The sequence below is a fragment of the Microbacterium sp. USHLN186 genome (assembly GCF_037145155.1).
In the GTDB taxonomy this organism is placed as follows: domain Bacteria; phylum Actinomycetota; class Actinomycetes; order Actinomycetales; family Microbacteriaceae; genus Microbacterium.
This window is the reverse complement of the sequence record NZ_JBBCYA010000006.1, coordinates 21392-40584: the sequence shown is the minus strand read 5'-3', so window position 1 is coordinate 40584 and position 19193 is coordinate 21392. Positions and strand designations below refer to the sequence as shown.

At 69.9% G+C, this 19193-nt stretch carries 16 protein-coding genes and 1 tRNA gene; 9 read left to right on the top strand and 8 right to left on the bottom strand.

The window, feature by feature from the left end; translation table 11 throughout:
* Positions 1-52: 52 nt before the first annotated feature.
* From WFG93_RS11995 to WFG93_RS11965, 7 genes are all read left to right on the top strand, one after another.
* Positions 53-1597: a sugar ABC transporter ATP-binding protein gene (locus WFG93_RS11995; protein ID WP_336646569.1), complete on the top strand. Its 1545-nt coding sequence runs from the start codon at positions 53-55 to the stop codon at positions 1595-1597.
* The gene (locus tag WFG93_RS11990) at positions 1594-2613 is read left to right on the top strand and encodes an ABC transporter permease (RefSeq protein ID WP_336646568.1); all 1020 of its coding nucleotides are present in this window, start codon (positions 1594-1596) and stop codon (positions 2611-2613) included. Before WFG93_RS11995 ends, WFG93_RS11990 begins: the two co-directional genes overlap by 4 nt.
* Positions 2610-3722: an ABC transporter permease gene (locus tag WFG93_RS11985; RefSeq protein WP_336646567.1), complete on the top strand. Its 1113-nt coding sequence runs from the start codon at positions 2610-2612 to the stop codon at positions 3720-3722. The genes WFG93_RS11990 and WFG93_RS11985 overlap by 4 nt, the downstream gene beginning before the upstream one ends.
* A gap of 90 nt (positions 3723-3812) precedes the next feature.
* On the top strand, positions 3813-4175 hold the full coding sequence (locus WFG93_RS11980; RefSeq protein WP_336646566.1) for an L-rhamnose mutarotase: 363 nt from the start codon (positions 3813-3815) through the stop codon (positions 4173-4175).
* Positions 4172-5335 (top strand): L-rhamnose isomerase, encoded by a 1164-nt coding sequence (gene rhaI / locus WFG93_RS11975; protein ID WP_336646565.1) that lies wholly within the window; start codon positions 4172-4174, stop codon positions 5333-5335. The genes WFG93_RS11980 and rhaI overlap by 4 nt, the downstream gene beginning before the upstream one ends.
* 37 nt (positions 5336-5372) lie before the next feature.
* Positions 5373-7427 carry a bifunctional aldolase/short-chain dehydrogenase gene (locus WFG93_RS11970; protein ID WP_336646564.1) on the top strand — a complete coding sequence of 685 codons (2055 nt, stop codon included), beginning with the start codon at positions 5373-5375 and terminating at the stop codon, positions 7425-7427.
* 124 nt (positions 7428-7551) lie between these two features.
* On the top strand, positions 7552-8979 hold the full coding sequence (locus WFG93_RS11965; RefSeq protein ID WP_336646563.1) for a rhamnulokinase: 1428 nt from the start codon (positions 7552-7554) through the stop codon (positions 8977-8979).
* 42 nt (positions 8980-9021) lie between these two features.
* On the opposite strand, the gene WFG93_RS11960 is transcribed toward WFG93_RS11965, so the two are convergent.
* The 4 genes from WFG93_RS11960 to serS all read right to left on the bottom strand — a co-directional run bounded on the left by WFG93_RS11960 (position 9022) and on the right by serS (position 12671).
* Positions 9022-10305: an LCP family protein gene (locus tag WFG93_RS11960; RefSeq protein ID WP_336646562.1), complete on the bottom strand. Its 1284-nt coding sequence runs from the start codon at positions 10303-10305 to the stop codon at positions 9022-9024.
* Positions 10306-10330: 25 nt separating this feature from the next.
* A tRNA-Ser gene (locus WFG93_RS11955) sits at positions 10331-10415 on the bottom strand.
* A 124-nt stretch (positions 10416-10539) separates the two neighbouring features.
* Positions 10540-11334, bottom strand: a complete 795-nt coding sequence (locus WFG93_RS11950; RefSeq protein WP_336646561.1) for an HAD family hydrolase — start codon at positions 11332-11334, stop codon at positions 10540-10542.
* Positions 11331-12671, bottom strand: coding sequence for a serine--tRNA ligase (gene serS, locus WFG93_RS11945; RefSeq protein WP_336646560.1), 1341 nt, complete (start codon positions 12669-12671; stop codon positions 11331-11333). The genes WFG93_RS11950 and serS overlap by 4 nt, the downstream gene beginning before the upstream one ends.
* A gap of 92 nt (positions 12672-12763) precedes the next feature.
* Here serS and WFG93_RS11940 point away from each other — a divergent pair, with 92 nt between their 5' ends.
* The gene (locus WFG93_RS11940) at positions 12764-13762 is read left to right on the top strand and encodes a diacylglycerol/lipid kinase family protein (RefSeq protein WP_336646559.1); all 999 of its coding nucleotides are present in this window, start codon (positions 12764-12766) and stop codon (positions 13760-13762) included.
* Between the two features lie 9 nt (positions 13763-13771).
* Here WFG93_RS11940 and WFG93_RS11935 read toward each other — a convergent pair whose 3' ends face one another.
* From WFG93_RS11935 to WFG93_RS11925, 3 genes are all read right to left on the bottom strand, one after another.
* Positions 13772-14506, bottom strand: a complete 735-nt coding sequence (locus tag WFG93_RS11935) for a hypothetical protein (RefSeq protein ID WP_336646558.1) — start codon at positions 14504-14506, stop codon at positions 13772-13774.
* A 74-nt stretch (positions 14507-14580) separates the two neighbouring features.
* A complete protein-coding gene (gene cls / locus WFG93_RS11930; RefSeq protein WP_442928262.1) occupies positions 14581-16035 on the bottom strand; it encodes a cardiolipin synthase in 1455 nt (484 codons plus the stop codon).
* 71 nt (positions 16036-16106) lie between these two features.
* Entirely contained in the window at positions 16107-16280 is a 174-nt protein-coding gene (locus WFG93_RS11925; RefSeq protein ID WP_336646556.1) for a hypothetical protein, read from the bottom strand.
* A 156-nt stretch (positions 16281-16436) separates the two neighbouring features.
* Between WFG93_RS11925 and WFG93_RS11920 the strand changes: the two genes are divergently transcribed.
* Entirely contained in the window at positions 16437-17549 is a 1113-nt protein-coding gene (locus tag WFG93_RS11920; protein ID WP_336646555.1) for a DUF4192 family protein, read from the top strand.
* A 4-nt stretch (positions 17550-17553) separates the two neighbouring features.
* On the opposite strand, the gene lysS is transcribed toward WFG93_RS11920, so the two are convergent.
* On the bottom strand, positions 17554-19119 hold the full coding sequence (lysS, locus tag WFG93_RS11915) for a lysine--tRNA ligase (RefSeq protein ID WP_336646554.1): 1566 nt from the start codon (positions 19117-19119) through the stop codon (positions 17554-17556).
* Positions 19120-19193 lie beyond the last annotated feature (74 nt).

Genomic DNA, 19193 nt, shown 5'->3' with positions numbered 1-19193 from the left:
CCGTGCCCTCCGGGGTACGGCACACGCCACGACTGAACCCAGGAGCGTGGCGATGGTGCAACCCCGGCTCGAGATGCACGGGATATCCAAGAGGTACGGCGGCGTGCGTGCGATCCGCGAGGCCGACCTGGAGATCCCCGCCGGCTCCGTGCACGCGCTCGTCGGCGAGAACGGCGCGGGCAAGTCCACCCTCATCAAGATCCTCGCCGGCGCCGAGCAGGCCGATACCGGTTCCATCCGCATCGACGGCGCCCCGGTACGCATCGACAGCACCGGCGCGGCCATCGCCCTCGGCATCCAGACCGTCTACCAGGAGCCGCACCTGTTTCAGGACCTCTCCGTCGCGGAGAACTTCTTCGTGGGACGAGAGATCACCCGCGGGCCCGTGATCGACTGGGCCGCACAGGCGCCCCGCATGTTCGAGCTGCTCGAGCTGGTCGGGCTGGACACCGGCGTCGCCTCTCAGCCCGTGCGCTACCTCTCCATCGCCCAGCAGCAGCAGGTGTCGATCGCCAAGGCGCTGCTGGAGGACGCGAAGGTGCTGATCCTCGACGAGCCCAGCGCCATCCTCACCCAGAACGAGATCGACGTGCTGTTCGGCGTCGTGCGGCGCCTCGCCGCCGAGGGCGTCTCGATCATCTACATCTCCCACCGACTGGACGAGCTGTTCCAGATCGCCGACACCGTCACCGTGATGCGCGACGGCAGGACGGTGTCCACGGATGCTATCGACGCGCTCACCGTGCGCGACATCGCCGAGCGCATGGTCGGCGGCGAGCTGTCATCCGGCGTGCGCGAACCCGGCCCTGCCGGAGAGGCGGTGCTGTCTCTCGACGGGCTCACCCTCGACGGCGCCTTCACGGACGTCACCCTCCAGGTGCGGCGCAACGAGATCGTCGGCCTGTACGGGCTCGTGGGCTCGGGCGCCGGAGACGTCGGCGATGCCGTGTACGGAATGCGCCGTCCCGACTCCGGCACCATGCGCATCGCCGGCAGCACGCGCGCCGTGCGCAGTCCTCTGCACGCCAAAGCGCGCGGTGTGCGGATGCTGCCCGCCGACCGTTCCAGTCAGGGGACGTTCTCGTTCCAGTCGATCGCGTTCAACATCACCATCGGATCGCTCGATCTGCTCTCGCGCGTGCCCGGCTGGGTGAGCAGACGCCAGGAGAGCCGCACCGCGCAGGATCTCATCGACCGTCTCGCGGTGAAGACGCCGAGTTCGCGTCAGCCGGTGAGCGCCATGTCCGGCGGCAACGCGCAGAAGGTCGTCCTGGCGCGGCAGCTCGTGGAGCGCCCGGACCTCCTCGTGCTCGCCGAGCCCACCCAGGGCGTCGATGTGGGCGCCAAGGAAGAGATCCACCAGATCGTGTCGGACCTCGCGGATGCCGGGACGGCGGTGCTCGTGATCACCACCGATCTCGCCGAGGTGCTGCGCATCTCCGACCGCATCATCGTGTTCCGCGGCGGCCGTGTGGCCGCGGAGCTGCCGCCCACGGCGACCCAGCCCGAGGTGCTCGCCCTCGCCGCCGGGCACGAGGGCGCGCAGGCCGTGGAGCGACAGGCAGGCGACCACCAGGAAGGCGGTGCACGCGAATGACCACGCAGCTCGAGAAGCCCCAGGGAACCGTCTCCCTGCGGCGCATCCTGCCACCGGTGATCAGCGGCCAGGAGGTGGTGCTCATCGGCGTGATCGCCGTGCTGTGGGTGCTGCTGGGCGTCTTCACCCCTTCCTTCCTCTCCCCGGGCTCGGTGGGACCGCTGCTGGTCGCCGTCGCGCCCGTGGCGCTGATCGGGATCGGGATGACGTTCATCATCATCACCGGCGGCATCGACGTGTCGGTCGCCGGCATGACGATGGTGTGCGCGGTGGTCACCGCGCGTCTGCTGGTGTCCTTCGACATCCCGCTGATCCTCGCGGTGCTCGTCTCCATGGCCGTCGGCGCCCTGCTCGGGTCGGTGAACGGGTTCCTCGTGGCGTACGCCCGCGTGCATCCGATCATCATCACCTTCGGCACCTGGAACCTGTTCCTGTTCATCGGGTACCGGGTGTTCGACTCCTCCACCGTCAACGGCATCCCCCGCACCTTCGAGGTCTTCGGCAAGGGTGCCGCCGGCACGACCCTCGGAGTGCCGCACGCATTCGCGATCGTCGTCGTGCTGTTCGCCGTCGCATGGTGGTTCCTGCGCTACACGCGCGCCGGACGCAACCTGTACGCCATCGGCGGCAACGCCGAGGCCGCCCGCCTCACCGGCATCTCCGTCCAGCCCCGACTGGTGTGGGTGTACGCCATCACGGGCCTGCTGGTGGGGCTGGCCGCGTGCATCATCATCGCCTCCGGCACCTCCTCGCTGGATCAGTCGGTCGGCAACGGCAAGGAGCTCGAGGTCATCGCGGCCGTCGTCATCGGCGGCACCTCCATCATGGGCGGCCGTGGCTCGGTGGTCGGCACGCTGCTGGGCGCGCTGCTCGTGCAGACCGTGTCGGTCGGCGTCATCCAGCTCGGCTGGCCGTCGCAGCTGTCCCGGCTGTTCGTCGGGGCGTTCATCATCATCGCCGTCGGCACGGACATCGTGCGAGAGCGGGCGCGCCGCAACGCGGGGAGGAAATCATGATCGCCGACACCCCGCGCACCGAGCGCGTCTCCCGGCTGCGCTCGTGGTTCGCCGAGGGCGGTCTCAGCGACCGCCGCACCGTGCTCGTGCTGCTGCTCATCCTCCTCATGGCCGTGATGACGATCCTCGACCAGGCGGGCACCACGACGGCGTCGTTCAACTCGGACTACCTGTCCTCGGCGCTGATCAACCTCGTGCCCCTGGCGCTGCTGGCCATCGCCGAGCTGTTCGTCATCACCACCGGCAACGGCAGCATCGACCTGTCGGTGGGATCGATGGTGTCGCTCGTGGGCATGGTGTTCGGCATCCTCTACGGCGTCGCGGAGTGGAGTTTTCTGGGCGCCGCCACGGCGGCGCTGCTGCTCGGAATCCTGCTGGGTGCCGTCAACGGCGTGCTCACCGCCTACTTCGGGTACCCGGCGCTGATCACCACGCTCGCCACCTACTACGCGTTCGCCTCCATCGCCCTCGTCATCACGAACGCCTCGCCCATCTCGGGGACGCGCATCCAGGGACTGTACGGCGCTGCGCAGTCCATCGAGCTGCCGGTCATCGGCGGTTACCTCCCGCTCGTGCCGCTGGGTGTGTTCACGTTCCTCATCCCCGTCGTCGTGATCGCCTGGATCGTGCTCAACCGCACGACGTACGGGCGCGCACTGTATGCGGTCGGCACGAATGAGGTCGCCGCGCGGTGGACCGGCATCGACACCCGCCGCACCCAGCTGCTCGCCTTCATCGCGTCGGGACTCATCAGCGGGCTCGTCGCCATCTACACGGTGGCGCAGTTCGCGTCCGCCCGGCCCGACGCCGGCACGAGTGGAGCAGGCATGGCCCTGCCTGCCATCACCATCGCCGTGCTCGGCGGTGTGGCGATCACCGGTGGCCTCGGACGGGTCGGCGGGGTGGTGCTGGCCGCGCTGCTCATCGTATGGATGAACGCCTCGATCCTCATCGTCGTCCCGGGCAACACGGGCACGCAGCTGCAGTTCCTCGCGCTGGCCGTCGTGCTCATCGGCGCCTCCCTCATCGACGCCCGGCGAAACCGGCAGCGGCGCCAGCGGCGGGCGCCGTCAGCCGGCCGCACAGCATCCGCAGCGCCCACTTCCTGACATCCACGCCACGCCGGTCGCCGCTTGCGCGCGCCTCGCGCGCACGCTATCTTTGAAACGATTCATAGATTTACCGAGGAGACGTCGACGATGACCGCACCCCGCACGCGCGTGGCGTTCGAGCTGCGCATCCGGCCCGAGCTGCTGGCGGAGTACGTGGCCAGGCACACGCCGGTCTGGCCCGAGATGCTCGCAGAGATCGCAGCATCCGGCCGCCGCAACTACTCCCTCTTCCTCGCCGAGGGCGGGCGATTGCTTGGCTACTACGAGACCGACGACGACGCCGCGGCCCAGGCCTACCTCGCCGCGTCTCCCGTCGCCGCCCGCTGGGAGGCCGAGATGGGCCGGTTCTTCCTCGACCTCGACGGTCGGCCCGACCAGGCCGCGACTCCCCTCACCGAGATCTTCCACCTCGAGACTCAGCTCTCCGTAGCAGAAAGCACCGAATCATGAGCATCCTCTCCGCCGAGATCCTCTCCGAACTCGAGAAGCAGTCGATCGAGCTGCCCAGCTGGGCGTTCGGCAATTCCGGCACGCGATTCAAGGTGTTCGGCACCCCCGGCACGCCGCGTGACCCGTTCGAGAAGATCGCCGACGCCGCCCAGGTGAACCGGTACACCGCCCTCGCCCCCAGCGTGGCGCTGCACATCCCGTGGGATCTGTGCGACTTCGCCGATCTGCGCAAGTACGCCGAGGACCTGGGCGTGCAGCTGGGAACTGTCAACTCCAACACGTTCCAGGACGAGGACTACAAGTTCGGCGCCCTCACGCACGAGGACGCCGCGGTCCGGCAGAAGGCGATCGACCATCACCTCGCCTGCATCGACGTGATGGACGCCACCGGCAGTCGCGATCTGAAGATCTGGCTGGCCGAGGGCTCGAACTACCCGGGACAGGCCGACCTGCGCGGCCGGCAGGATCGGCTGCACGAGTCGCTGGAGAAGATCTACGCCCGCCTGGGCGAGGACCAGCGCCTCGTGCTGGAGTACAAGTTCTTCGAGCCGGCGTTCTACCACACGGACGTGCCGGACTGGGGCACCTCCTACGCCCAGGTGAGCGCACTGGGCGAGAAGGCGATGGTGTGCCTGGACACCGGGCACCACGCCCCCGGAACGAACATCGAGTTCATCGTCATGCAGCTGCTGCGCCTGGGCAAGCTCGGCTCGTTCGACTTCAACTCGCGCTTCTACGCCGACGACGACCTCATCGTCGGCGCCGCCGACCCGTTCCAGCTGTTCCGCATCCTTTTCGAGGTGGTCCGCGGCGGCGGCCTGAACAACCCCGACGTGGCGTTCATGCTCGACCAGTGCCACAACGTCGAGGACAAGATCCCCGGGCAGATCCGCTCGGTGCTGAACGTGCAGGAGATGACGGCCCGCGCCCTGCTTGTGGACCGCGATGCGCTGGTCGCCGCCCAGAAGTCCGGCGACGTACTGGCCGCGAACGCCGTCTTCATGGACGCGTTCTACACCGATGTGCGCCCCGCACTCGCCGAATGGCGCGAGAGCCGGGGGCTGGACGCAGACCCGATGGCCGCTTTCGCGGCATCCGGCTACCTCCAGACGATCGCCGACGAGCGCGTCGGCGGCGTGCAGGCCGGATGGGGCGCGTGAGCGCCGAGAACTCGACACCCCGACAAGGACACTGCAGATGACGAACTCCACCGCCGCTGACCTCATCGCCCGGTCGAACCGCCTGGGCGCCGATGCGAAGAACACCAACTACGCCGGAGGCAACACCTCGGCCAAGGGCACCGACACCGACCCCGTCACCGGTCAGCCGATCGAGCTGCTGTGGGTCAAGGGCTCGGGCGGCGACCTGGGCACGCTCACCGAGACCGGCCTCGCGGTGCTGCGCCTGGACCGCATGCGCGCCCTCGTCGACGTCTACCCCGGGGTCGAGCGCGAGGACGAGATGGTCGCCGCGTTCGACTACTGCCTGCACGGCAAGGGCGGCGCAGCGCCGTCGATCGACACCGCCATGCACGGCCTCGTCGACGCGGCGCACGTCGACCACCTGCACCCCGACTCGGGCATCGCCATCGCTACAGCGGCCGACGGACCGGAGCTCACGGCGAAGATCTTCGGCGACAAGGTCGTCTGGGTGCCGTGGCGCCGCCCTGGCTTCCAGCTCGGCCTGGACATCGCGGAGATCAAGAGACAGAACCCGGATGCCATCGGCTGCATCCTGGGCGGCCACGGCATCACCGCGTGGGGCGACACCAGCGAGGAGGCCGAGGCGAACTCCCTGTGGATCATCGACACCGCAGCCGCCTACATCGAGGCCAACGGGAAGACGCAGCCCTTCGGAAGCGCGCGGGAGGGCTTCGAGGCGCTCCCGCACGCGCAGCGGCGCGAGCGCGCTGCCGCGCTCGCCCCCACCATCCGCGGGATCGCCTCCCACGACAAGCCCATGGTGGGTCATTTCACCGACTCCGACGTGGTGCTGGAGTTCCTGGCATCCGAGAAGGCGCCCGCGCTGGCCGCTCTCGGCACCAGCTGCCCCGACCACTTCCTGCGCACCAAGGTCAAGCCGATGATCCTCGACCTGCCCGCGACGGCATCCGTCGAAGAGCAGCTGGCCCGCCTGCACGAACTGCACGAGCAGTACCGCGCCGACTACCAGGCGTACTACGACGCGCATGCTTCGACAGGCTCAGCGACCCAGCCGGCCAGCCCCGCCATCCGCGGCGCGGACCCGCTGATCGTGCTCGTGCCCGGCGTGGGCATGTTCTCGTACGGCGCCAACAAGCAGACCGCGCGGGTCGCCGGCGAGTTCTACGTGAACGCCATCAACGTGATGCGCGGGGCCGAAGCGCTCTCGACCTACTCCCCCATCTCGGATGTGGAGAAGTTCCGCATCGAGTACTGGGCGCTCGAGGAGGCCAAGCTGCAGCGGATGCCGAAGCCCAAGTCGCACCAGGGCCGCATCGCGTTCGTCACCGGCGCGGCATCCGGCATCGGCAAGGCCATCGCCACCCGTCTGGCTGCGGAGGGCGCCTGCGTCGTCGTGGCCGACCTCGATCTCGAGAAGGCGCAGGCCGCGGCGGCCGAGCTCGGCAACACAGACGTCGCCATCGGCGTGGCGGCGAACGTCGCCGATGCGGATGCCGTGCAGGCCGCGCTCGATGAGGCGGTGCTGGCGTTCGGTGGTGTCGACCTCGTGGTCAACAACGCGGGCCTGTCGCTGTCCAAGCCCCTGCTGGAGACCACCGAGAGGGACTGGGACCTGCAGCACGATGTGATGGCCAAGGGCTCCTTCCTCGTCTCGAAGGCCGCAGCGCGCGTGCTCATCGCGCAGAAGCTCGGCGGCGACATCATCTACATCTCCTCGAAGAACTCCGTCTTCGCGGGCCCCAACAACATCGCCTACTCGGCGACGAAGGCCGATCAGGCGCACCAGGTGCGGCTGCTCGCGGTCGAGCTGGGTGAGTACGGCATCCGCGTCAACGGCATCAACCCCGACGGTGTCGTGCGCGGATCGGGCATCTTCGCCTCGGGCTGGGGCGCGAACCGCGCCGCCACATACGGGGTGAAGGAAGAGGACCTGGGCCAGTTCTACGCGAACCGGACCATCCTCAAGCGCGAGGTCGTGCCCGAGAACGTGGCCGACGCCGTATACGTGCTCACCGGTCCCGAACTCAGCCGCACGACCGGCCTGCACGTCCCGGTCGACTCCGGGGTCGCCGCGGCGTTCCTGCGATGAGCGTGCGACCCTTCCCCTCCCCCTCCCGTCGAGAGCAGGGTACCTCGTCGAGTGCACCGCTTGTTCACGCGAAGAACCGGTGCGCTCGGCGACATGTGGTGCACTCGACGATCGGATGCCGGCCATGACGGTCCCCGGCTCGACCCGAGCCTTCGCCGCGGTCGACCTCGGCGCGACGAGCGGACGCGTCATGATCGGCCGCGTGGGTCCCGGGACGCTCGATCTCGAGCCGGTCGGGCGCTTCCCCAACGGGCCGGTCGAGCGCGCAGACGGCCTGCACTGGGACTTCCGCGCGCTGTTCGAGAACGTGGTGAGCGCGCTGGCGGCAGCGGTACGACGCGAGCCGGCGATCGAGAGCATCGGGATCGATTCCTGGGCTGTGGACTACGGCCTGCTGCGCAACGGCGAGCTGCTCGCCGAGCCGTTCCACTACCGAGACCGGCGCACTCAACGGGGCGTCGACGAGGTGCACGCGATCGTCCCGTTCGCCGAGCTGTATCAGCGCAACGGGCTCCAGCTCCTGCCCTTCAACACGCTGTACCAGTACCGCGTGGACCGACGAGTCGACGAGGCGGACGCCGCACTCCTGATCCCCGACCTCATCGCCTATCTGCTCACCGGCGAACAGATCGCCGAGCGCACCAACGCGTCGACCACCGGCCTTCTCGACGTGCAGAGCTCGCAGTGGGACCTCGAGCTGGCATCCCGACTCGAGATCCCGCACCATGTGCTGCCGAGGCTCGTCAGCGCCGGTGACACGATCGGTCGGCTGCGCAAGGATGTGGCCGCTCGGATAGGTGCTGATCTGCCGGTGATCGCGGTCGGCTCGCACGACACCGCCTCGGCCGTGGTCGCTGCGCCGCTGTCCTCCCCGCGTTCTGCGTACATCTCCTGCGGGACGTGGGGCCTCGTGGGCCTCGAGCTGCCTGCGCCGGTGGTGACGGATGCCGCGCGCGCGGCGAACTTCACCAACGAGCTCGGCGTGGACGGGCGCATCCGCTTCCTGCACAACGTCACCGGGCTCTGGCTGCTCAGCGAGACGATCCGCGAATGGGAGGCGCAGGACGGCGCCGCCGTCGACCTGCCGGCACTCCTCGACGCGGCGGCAGCGGTCGACGGGCGCATCCCGCTGTTCGATGCGAACGACGCGACGCTGAGCGCCCCCGGCGACATGGCCTCCCGCATCGCCTCGTTGCTCGGCGACGACGCTCCGGCGTCCCGTCCCGCGTTCGCCCGCAGCATCGTGGAGTCGATCGCCGCGGCGTTCGCGCGCGCAGTGCAGCAAGCCGCCGAACTATCCGGACAGCAGGTCGACAGCATCCATCTCGTCGGCGGCGGCTCCCTCAACCGCCTGCTCTGCCAGGCCACCGCCGACCGCTCCGGCCGGCCCGTGCTCGCCGGCCCCGTCGAGGCGACCGCGCTGGGCAATCTTCTGGTGCAGGCGCGTGCGAGCGGCGCCCTCGCCGGCGGGCTCGAGGAGCTGCGGGCCTCGGTGGCGGCGAGTCACGAGCCCGTGCGGTACGAGCCGCGTACGGAGAAGTCGCGTGCGTGACTGTGATTAAGCGGCAGCCGGCGCAGAGCCGACGCTAGGCGCTCAGCGCCGCACGTTGCCGTTCGAGCAGGTCTGCACCGCCGCGGAGTTGCCCTTGATCGTGTCCGGCAGCTGCGCCACGTCGCCCGATGCCGGCGGGGTCGGCGTCGCCGAATCCGTCGGCGGCTGCTCGCCCTCGGTCGCGGTGCCACCGGCAGGCGGCTCCTCGCCCTGCAAGACAACGCCGTCGTTCTCGGTGTTCTGGTGCGTGATCTGTAGCTGCTTGTTGGCTTTGATCGCGTCCCAGAGAACGGTCGCCGACTCGGTGTCGGGGATCACCTTGTTCGGGTTCGACGGGTCCTCGAGCGTGGGATACTGCACGAACACGATGTCCTCGAAGGGAACGCTCTTCACGGCGAGCGCGATCTGGACGATCTTCATCGGATCGGCCAGCGACGTGGAGGCCTCGAGGTTGTTCAGCCCGGTGTCGGCGAGTCGCAGCATGACCGGGACGTTGCCGAGCACCTCCCCGCTGATCATCTTGCGCGCGAGGCTCGACATGTACTGTTGCTGATTGCCGATGCGGCCGAGGTCGGATCCGTCTCCGACGCCGTGGCGGGTGCGCAGGAACTGCAGCGCCTGGATGCCCTGGATCGTGTGCGTGCCGGCGGCCATGTCCAGACCGGTGTAGCGGTCCTTGATGGGGTTGGCGAGACACACGTCGACGCCGCCGATGGCATCCGTGATCTCGATCACACCGCCGAACGTCACCTTCGCGGCGAACTCGATGTCCTCACCGGTGAGACCGGTGATGGTCTTCGCCACGCAGTTGAGACCGCCGTCCTCACCGCCGTGCTCGTACGCGATGTTCAGCGGCTGCCTGCTCATCGCCGGCGCGGTGGTCCCGCTCGAATCAGCGCACTCGGGAATCGGCACCATGAGGTCGCGCGGGAAGCTCACCGCGGTGATCCGACGCGGTTCGGCCGACACGTGCACCAGCAGGTTGACGTCATTGAGCGTGCTCTGCGAATCCTCGCCCGTGCAGCGCTCTCCGAAGAGATGCGCGTACTTCGGTTCGCAGGTGTCGACGCCGGTGAGCAGGATGTCGAACCCGCCCGGGTACGCGCCGATGTCGGGCGGCAGCTCCTTGCCTCCCTCGAGCTCGACGGCGTTCGCGTTGATCGTGCGGGTGAAGCCGCCCAAGATGTATCCCGCCACGCCGATGCCGCTCACCAGCACGACGGCGAGTGCGACACCGATGAGCTTGAGCAGCTGCGCCGTCGCGCTGGGCGTACGGAGCTGACCATGACGGGCGACCGGCTGGCGTCGTCTGACGGATCTGCTCACTCGCGGAGGCCTTTCGAGGAAACTGCGGAGGGTGTGGGATTCGAACCCACGGGACATTGCTGCCCACTGGTTTTCAAGACCAGGTCCATCGGCCGCTCGGACAACCCTCCCGAGTCCGGTTCGCACCGGACGGTCAGTCGTCGAGTCTAACGGCTCCGGGCGAAACCGCCGCGCGGACGACTCATTCTCGCCGGATGACCTGGGGAGAGGCTGGGCGGCGCGAGCGGCGCCCGGTCAGAGCAGGGTGCGCAGCGCGCTGCCGAGGCCGCCGTCCTCCACCGGCCCGGTGTGCTCGCCCGCGGCATCCCGCACCTCGTCCACAGCCTGGCCCATGGCCACCGCTCGGCCCCCGCCGCTGAGCGCCCACGAGAACATGCCCAGATCGTTGCGACCGTCGCCGGCGACCAGCACGTTCTCGCGCGGCACGTCGAGCTTCGCCCGCACCCGCTCGAGAGCGGTGCCCTTGTCGACGCCCTTGGGTGCGATGTCGAGCCAGGCCGTCCAGCCGATGGCGTACGAGACCTCGTTCAGCCCGACCTCGGCGACGATGCGCTGGAAGTCCTCCTCGTCGTGCTGCGGAGAGACGACGACCACGCGCGAGACCGGATGACGCATCAGCTCGTCGAAGTCGACCTCACGGCCGCCGTCGAGGGTCCAGTCGTCGAGCACGTCGGTGTACAGCCGCTGACCGGAGCCGAGCTCGACCATGTATCGCGCCTCAGGCAGGCTCTCGCGCAGCAGGTTCAGCACTGGAGCCGGGTCGAACACCTCGACGTGCCAGCGCTCCCACCCGTCGTGCACGCGCCGCATGGTGACCGCGCCGTTCGAGCACACCACGTAATCCGAGGTCAGCTCCAGCGCATCGACGTACCGCTCGGTGCCGCTCCAGCTGCGGCCGGTGGCGAGCATGACCTCGTAGCCGGCCTCGCGCACCTCGGCGACGGCGTCCACGACGCCGGGACTGAGCGTCTCGTCCTGCAGCAGGATGGTGCCGTCGATGTCGAGGCCGACGAGCCCGCGCCGACTCACTCCGCGCCCTGCGCGCTCGTCGACCCGGCGAGCCCGTCGACAGGCTGAGGGGTCCAGTCGGTGGGACGCAGCACGTCGAGACCGCCGAGGTAGGGCCGCAGCACCTCGGGCACGGTCACCGATCCGTCCGCCTGCTGGTGCGTCTCCAGCAGCGCGACGATCCAGCGCGTGGTGGCGAGGGTCCCGTTGAGGGTGGCGACGCTGCGCGTCTTCACCGCCGCATCCTGCTCCTGCGAGACCGGACGGTAGCGGATGTCGAGGCGCCGGGCCTGGTAGGTGGTGCAGTTCGAGGTGGAGGTGAGCTCGCGGAACGCCCCCTGCGTGGGCACCCACGCCTCGATGTCGAACTTGCGTGCGGCGCTGGAGCCCAGATCGCCCGCCGCCACGTCGATCACCCGGTAGGCCAGGCCGAGGGAGGTGAGCATCTCCTCCTGCAGCGCGACGAGGCGCTCGTGCTCGGCCTCGGCGTCCTCGGGCGTCGTGTACACGAACATCTCGAGCTTGTTGAACTGATGCACGCGGATGATGCCGCGGGTGTCCTTGCCGTACGAGCCGGCCTCGCTGCGGTAGCACGTCGACCAGCCCGCGTACCGACGCGCACCCCCGGTCAGATCGAGGATCTCGTCCTTGTGGTAGCCCGCCAGCGGCACCTCGCTGGTGCCCACCAGATAGAGGTCCTCCTTGCCGAGGTGGTAGACCTCGTCGGCGTGCTCGCCGAGGAATCCGGTGCCCTGCATGATCTCGGGCCGCACGAGGGTGGGCACGATCATCGGCGTGAAGCCGTTGGCCAGCGCCTTCTCGAGCGCGAGGTTCATCAGTGCGATCTCGAGACGCGCGCCGATGCCGGTGAGGAAGTAGAAGCGAGCACCCGAGACCTTGGCTCCGCGCTCCATGTCGATCGCGCCGAGCATCTCGCCCAGCTCGAGGTGATCACGCGGGGTGAAGTCGAACTCGGGCACCTCGCCGACGCGGCGCAGCTCGACGAAGTCCTCCTCGCCGCCGGCGGGCACACCGTCGATGATGACGTTCTCGATCCGATCGAGGGCGGATGCCGCGGCCTCGGCGGCCTCGTTGGCGCTCTGCTGCGCCGCCTTCACGCGTTCGGCGAGCTGCTTGGCCTCCGCCACGAGAGCGGCCTTGGCATCCTTCGGCGCCTGTGCCACCTTCTTGCCTAACGCGTTCTGCTCGGCACGCAGCGTCTCGAACGCGGTCAGCGTCTCGCGGCGGTTCCGGTCGGCCTCGATCGCCGCGTCCACGCTCTCCGGGGCGTTTCCGCGCGCGGTCTGAGAGCGCCGCACCAGCTCGGGGTCGTCGCGGAGAAGAGCGAGATCGATCATGCGCCCAGTCTATCGACGGCGCGCTCGGCGCCCCCTGCGCGCAGCCCAGGGGCAGCGCCGTCGTGCGGTGGATTCGGACGTAGAGTGGCGGCATGTCGGCATCCGGAGGCGAGCGCGCGCATGCGGCGCTCGTCCTCAACCCGGTGAAGGTGGATGCCAGGCGGCTGCGCCGCGCACTGACCGCCCTCTCCCGCCGGCACGGGTGGGCGCCGCCGCGGTTCTACGAGACGAGCATCGAGGACCCGGGACAGGGCGTCGCACGCGCCGCGATCGACGCGGGCGCGGCGGCCGTGCTGGCCGCAGGCGGCGACGGGACGATCCGCGCGGTGGCCGAGACCATGTGCGGCACCGGCGTGCCGTTCGCCGTGCTGCCCGGCGGCACCGGCAACCTCTTCGCCCGCAACCTCGGCCTGCCGCTGCTCGACGTCGAGCGCGTCATCGAGGGGGTGTTCACCGGCTTCACCCACCCGGTCGACATGGGCTGGGCCCGCCTGAGCCGGCCCGACGGCACGCAGACCGAGCACGGGTTCGTCGTGCTCGCCGGGATGGGGCTGGACGCCGACATGATCGCGAACACCCGCGCCGAGCTGAAGCGGACGGTGGGCTGGGTCGCCTACCTCGACGGCGCGGCGCGCTCGCTGCCCGGCGCGAAGCCGTTCCGGGTGGTCTATCAGATCGAGGACGGACGCCTGCACGCCGCACGTGTGCACAGCATGCTGTTCGCCAACTGCGGCGCTCTGCCGGCCGGCATCGCCCTGCTGCCGGACGCCTCGCTGGACGACGGCGCGATGGACATCGCCGTCATCCAGCCCACCGGTCCGCTGGGCTGGCTGGGCATCTGGCGCAAGGTGTGGTGGGACAACTCGGTGCTGCGGCGCACGAGGGCCGGTCGCCGAGTGCTCGAGCGCCGCGATCGCGACACCTCGATCCGCTACCTGCGCGGGGCGACGGCGGAGGCCGCGATGGTGGCGCCGACCTCGATCGAGCTCGACGGCGACGAGCTGGGCACGGCGGTGCGGATGGTGTGCCGCGTCGAGCGCGGCGGGCTGAGGATCGCCCTGCCCGCCGGGCACGACACGTCCCGGTTCTGAGCGTCGGCCCTACTCGACGCGCACCTTCGCATCGAGCCCGCCACCCGTGAGGGTCAGCGTGAAGGGGCGCCGGTCGCGCTCGACCTCGTCCGGCAGGATGATCGGCGTGGCCCGCGGGGCGAAGTCCATCGTGCAGACGCCGTCGACGTTCTGAAAGCTCACCCTCGCGCCGTCCGCGGCGGGCTCCACGCTCTCCACCACGGGTCGGCACGAGCTCGATCCCCACGTGAGCAGCACGATCCCGTCGTCCTCGAACCAGCCGGCGGATGCCTGCGGCTGCCCGTCGCGCTCCGGTGGCGTCTCGGCGAGCGCGTCGAGGTCGAGGTGGTCGGTGCGCGCACCGTGCGCGACGCGCAGCTCGACGTCCTTGCTCACGTCCACGCCGTCGGGCACATCGAGGTAGAGCGCGCGGGGCGCGAGGTCGTCCGTGCAGGCCTTCTCGGCACTGCCCGCGAGGGTGATGTCGATGCGCTGCTCGTTCGCCGAGACCTCGGCCACCTCGGGCGGGCACGAGGAGGAGCCCCACGTGACCACCGCGAGGCCGCGGCCGCCGTCGAGCCACACCGCCTCGATGTCCGAGAAGGCGCCCACGGCACCGTCTGCCGACGCGGTCACGCTGCTGCTCGGATCCGCCGAGCTGGTGGGCGCCTGCGCGCCCGGACCGGCCGCGCAGCCGGCTGTGAGCAGCGCGGCCGCCGTGAGAGCGAGCACGGCGGGGAGGGAGAGGAGTCTGGGCAGGCTCATAACCCGATAGTGTCACGCGCTGCACGATCGTCCCAAAGCGGCGACGACGGGTGAGGGCCGACGCCGCGCGCGGTTCACTGCAGCGCGGAGGTGAGCCGCGCGAGGTTGTCCAGCACCGTGGAGCGCAACGGCTGCTGCATCCACTCCTCGAGCGTCAGCTCGCGGCTCAACGCCCGGTAGGCGTCCTCGACGACCCGCATCTCCTCGACGAACTCCTCGCCGCGCACGAGCATCGAGACCTCCATGTTCAGACCGAACGAGCGCATGTCCATGTTGCTCGACCCGATCACGGCGACCTGGTCGTCGACGGTGAGGCTCTTGGTGTGCAGGATGTACGGCTTGGGGTACATCCAGATGCGGATGCCGGCGCGCAGCAGCGCCTCGTAGTAGCTGCGCTGCGCGTGGTAGACCATCGCCTGGTCGCCCTGCTCCGAGACGAACAGCTCGACCTGCACGCCGCGGTCGACGGCGGCGGTGACGGCGAGCAGCAGCGCTTCATCGGGCACGAAGTAGGGGCTGACGATCATGATCCGCTTGCGCGCGGCGTACAGCAGCGCGAGGAAGAGCCGCAGGTTGTTCTCGACCTCGAACCCCGGCCCCGACGGGACGATCTGACAGTCCAGATCACCCGCGCCCGTCTCGATGCGCGTGATGTCGATGCCCTCTGGCACCGTGTCGGTCTCGGCGTACCAGTCGCTGAGGAAGACGGCGTTGAGGCTGGCGACCACGGGCCCGTCGACGCGCACCATCAGGTCGACCCAGTGCAGTCCCAGCCGGACGTTCTTGGGCAGGTTGTACGAGGAGTCGGTGATGTTCTGAGAGCCGAGGAAGCCGACGATGCCGTCGACGACGAGCAGCTTGCGGTGGTTGCGCAGATCCGGACGCTGGATGCGGCCGCGCAGCGGCTGCACCGGCAGCATCAGCTGCCAGTCGGCGCCCATCGCGTCGAGCCGGCGCACCGTCTCGCGGTAGCGCGGCTTCCAGCGGTTCGCCCAGTAGTCGACGAGCACGCGCACCGGCACGCCGCGCGCGAGGGTCTCCTCCATCGCACGGAAGAAGTTGTCGGTCGAATCGTCGGCCTGCAGGATGTAGAACTCGACGTGCACGTAGTCCTGCGCGCCGCGGATCGCATCGGCCATGGCATCCAGCGACGTCTGGTAATCGCTGATCAGGTGTGCGCCGTTGTCACCCGAGAGCGGCAGCGCCCCCATCGCCTGGTTCATCGCGACCAGCGGCGGGAACCACTCCGGCGGGTCGGGGCGCAGCGATCCCAGGCGCAGATTGCGCGCGGTCTCGGCGATGTACTCGTTGATCTGCTCCTGCTTGCGCCGCCGCACGCGCGGCAGCTTCGGGTTGCCGATGAGCAGGAACAGCAGGATGCCGAGGACGGGGATGATGAAGATCGCCAGCAGCCAGGCCATCGCGGAGGTGGGCCGGCGGTTGCGCGGGACGACGATGATCGCGAAGGCCCGCACGCTGAGATCGACGAGGACGTAGACGACGACGGCCCACCAGGGCCAGTTGTTCACGTTGAACACCGCACCCCCTGTCCGATCGCGTCGGACTGTCCGATCCGCCTCGGATCAGCGTAGCCGGTGTCTCAGACGCGGGGAGGCAGGCCGCGCGCCGCGCGCTCCTCGGCCTCGATGCGGGCGTGCGCCCTGCGCTCAGTGCGGTCGGAGTGCAGGATGCCGCGCAGCACGATCACGAAGACCGCGCTCACGCCGATGGTCGGCAGAATCGCCCACGCCGCCGCCATCCAGAAGTTGTCCACCCCACCATCCTACCGCGCGTGGCGACATGCGGCCCGGGCCGTTGGGGGGCGGCGGTTCTTCTGCACAATCCCCGGTCCCACCGAGTTGTCCACCCCGACCGGAGCGCATTCCTCCTGCGGTGATATCCGCGAGTGACCGGCGCGCACACTCCCCTCATGACGACCATCATCCATGCCACCGATCCCGCCGAGTTCCTCGGCCTCGTCCCGGCCCTGGCCGGTTTCACCCCGCGGCACAGCGTCGTGCTGCTGCCCTTCCACGGCAAGCGCACGCAGGGCGCCATGCGCATCGACCTGCCGCCGGCGGACGTCGACGTCGACCTGTTCGCCGATCAGGCGCTGCGCACCCTGCTGCAGGTGCCGGACGCCGACGCGGTCGCCCTCGTGGTGTACTCAGACGACCCGGCGAGTGTCGTGCCGGACGGCACGCTGCTGCCGCACGCCACCCTCGCCGAGGCGCTCATCGCGGTGTGCGCGGACGCCGGTCTGCCCATGGTCGAGGCGCTGTGCGTGACGCCGGACGGGTGGAGCGACTATCTCGACGAGGCACCCGCGCTGAGACCGCTGCACGCGATCCCCGCGGCCCCCGCGGTGCCCGGCGTCGGCGATGTCAGCGGCGACCAGCTCGCCGGTGCGGCGCTGCCGCCGAGCGACCTCGTCGAGCGCGAGCGCGTGGGGCGTGCCCTGCGCGAGCTCGGCGAGGTCATCGAGCAAGGCGTGCACGGCGGCCTGCGTGGGAATGCCGACCCGCTCGCGTTGGTCACCGCCGAGATGATGCTCGACGATCTGCCCCTCTTCGTCGAATGCCTGCTGGATGACCCCTCCGGCGGCTCCGACCACCGCTGCGCGGGACTGCTGTGGTGCCTGAGCCGTCCGCCGCTGCGCGACGCGATCCTCGTGCAGTGGGCCACCGATCTCGCCTTCGGGTACCGCGCGTTCGACGCGCAGCTCGCCTTCTCGGCCGAGCGCGCCTCGATCCCGGATGCCGTCGGCGCGGTCTTCCTCGGCCAGGGCCCGCGGCCGGACTTCGACCGGCTCGGCTGCGCGCTGCAGGTGGTGCGCCACGCCGCTGCCCGCGCACCGCGCCATGCGAAGCCCGGCGTGCTCACTGCGGCCGCGTGGCTGTCGTGGGCGATGGGTCGCTCCTCGCACGCGGGCGCCTACGTCGACGAGGCGCTGCGGCTGGACCCCGAGCACAGCATGGCCGCGCTGATCGCGACCATGCTTTCGGCGGCGATGCTGCCGCAGTGGGCACTGCGACGCGGCTGAGCGCCTACTTCACGAGAGGGAACAGGATGGTCTCGCGGATGCCGAGCCCGGTGATCGCCATCAGGAGGCGATCGATGCCCATCCCCATGCCGCCCGAGGGCGGCATGCCGTGCTCGAGTGCGCGCAGGAACTCCTCGTCCACCCGCATCGCCTCGAGATCGCCGCCGGCGGCGAGCTTGGCCTGCTCGACGAAGCGCTCGCGCTGGATCACCGGATCGACGAGCTCCGAGTACCCGGTGGCGAGCTCGAAGCCGCGCACGTACAGATCCCACTTCTCGACGACCCCGGCGATCGACCGGTGCTCGCGCACCAGAGGAGAGGTGTCGACAGGGAAGTCCATGACGAAGGTCGGGCGCACCAGGTCGCCCTTCACGAAGTGCTCCCACAGCTCCTCGATGAGCTTGCCGTGAGTGGGGTGCGGGGGCACGTCGACGCCGTGTGCCTCGGCGAAGGCGATCAGCTCGGCCACGTCGTCGTCGGGGGTGAACTCGCGCCCGGCTGCCTGCGAGAGCGAGCCGTACATCGAGATGCGCTCCCACTCGCCGCCCAGGTCGTACTCGGTGCCGTCCGCCCAGGTGACCGTGGTCGAGCCCGCGACGGCGACGGCGGCGTTCTGCACCAGCTCCTGGGTCAGGTCGGCGATGCCGTTGTAGTCGCTGTAGGCCTGGTACGCCTCGAGCATCGCGAACTCGGGGCTGTGCGTGGAGTCCGCGCCCTCGTTGCGGAAGTTGCGGTTGATCTCGAACACCCGCTCGATGCCGCCCACGACGGCGCGCTTGAGGTACAGCTCGGGCGCGATGCGCAGGTACAGCTCGGTGTCGAACGCGTTGGAGTGGGTGATGAACGGCCGGGCCGAGGCACCGCCGTGCTGCACCTGCAGCATGGGGGTCTCGACCTCGAGGAAGTCGTGCGCGGTGAAGGTGGCGCGCAGGCTGGCATTCACCGCCGCGCGGGCGCGCACGGTGGTGCGGGCCTGCTCACGGACGATGAGGTCGAGGAAGCGGCTGCGGACGCGGCCCTCCTCGCTCAGCTCGGCGTAGGCGTTCGGCAGCGGCAGAATCGCCTTCGAGGCGATCTGCCAGCGGTCGGCCATGATCGACAGCTCGCCGCGTCGACTGGAGATGACCTCGCCGCCGACGAACACGTGATCGCCCAGATCGACGAGCGCCTTCCAGTCGGCCAGCGACTCCTCGCCGACGTTCGCCAGCGACACCATCGCCTGGATGCGCGAGCCGTCGCCGGCCTGCAGGGTGGCGAAGCAGAGCTTGCCGGTGTTGCGGCTGAACACCACGCGGCCGGCGACACCCGCGGTCACGCCGGTCGCGGTGTCCGGCTCGAGATCGCCGTACTCGACGCGCAGCGCCGGGATGGTGTGCGTGACGGGCACCGCGACAGGGAAGGCCCCGCCGCCGGCATCCGCTCGCCGCTCGATCAGCCGCTCGCGCTTGGCGAGCCGGACGGCCTTCTGCTCGAACGCTTCGGCGAGTTCCGCGTCGCGGACCTCGTCTTCAGTCGCGGAGCCGGCGGTGGGCTCGGCAGGGGCGGCGGTCGGCGCGGACGCGTCAGTCATGGGTGGGGCTCCTTGAAAGTCCCCGCCAGTCTACCGGCGCGCCCTCGCGCGCCCGCTGCTGCCGGCCTGCCCCG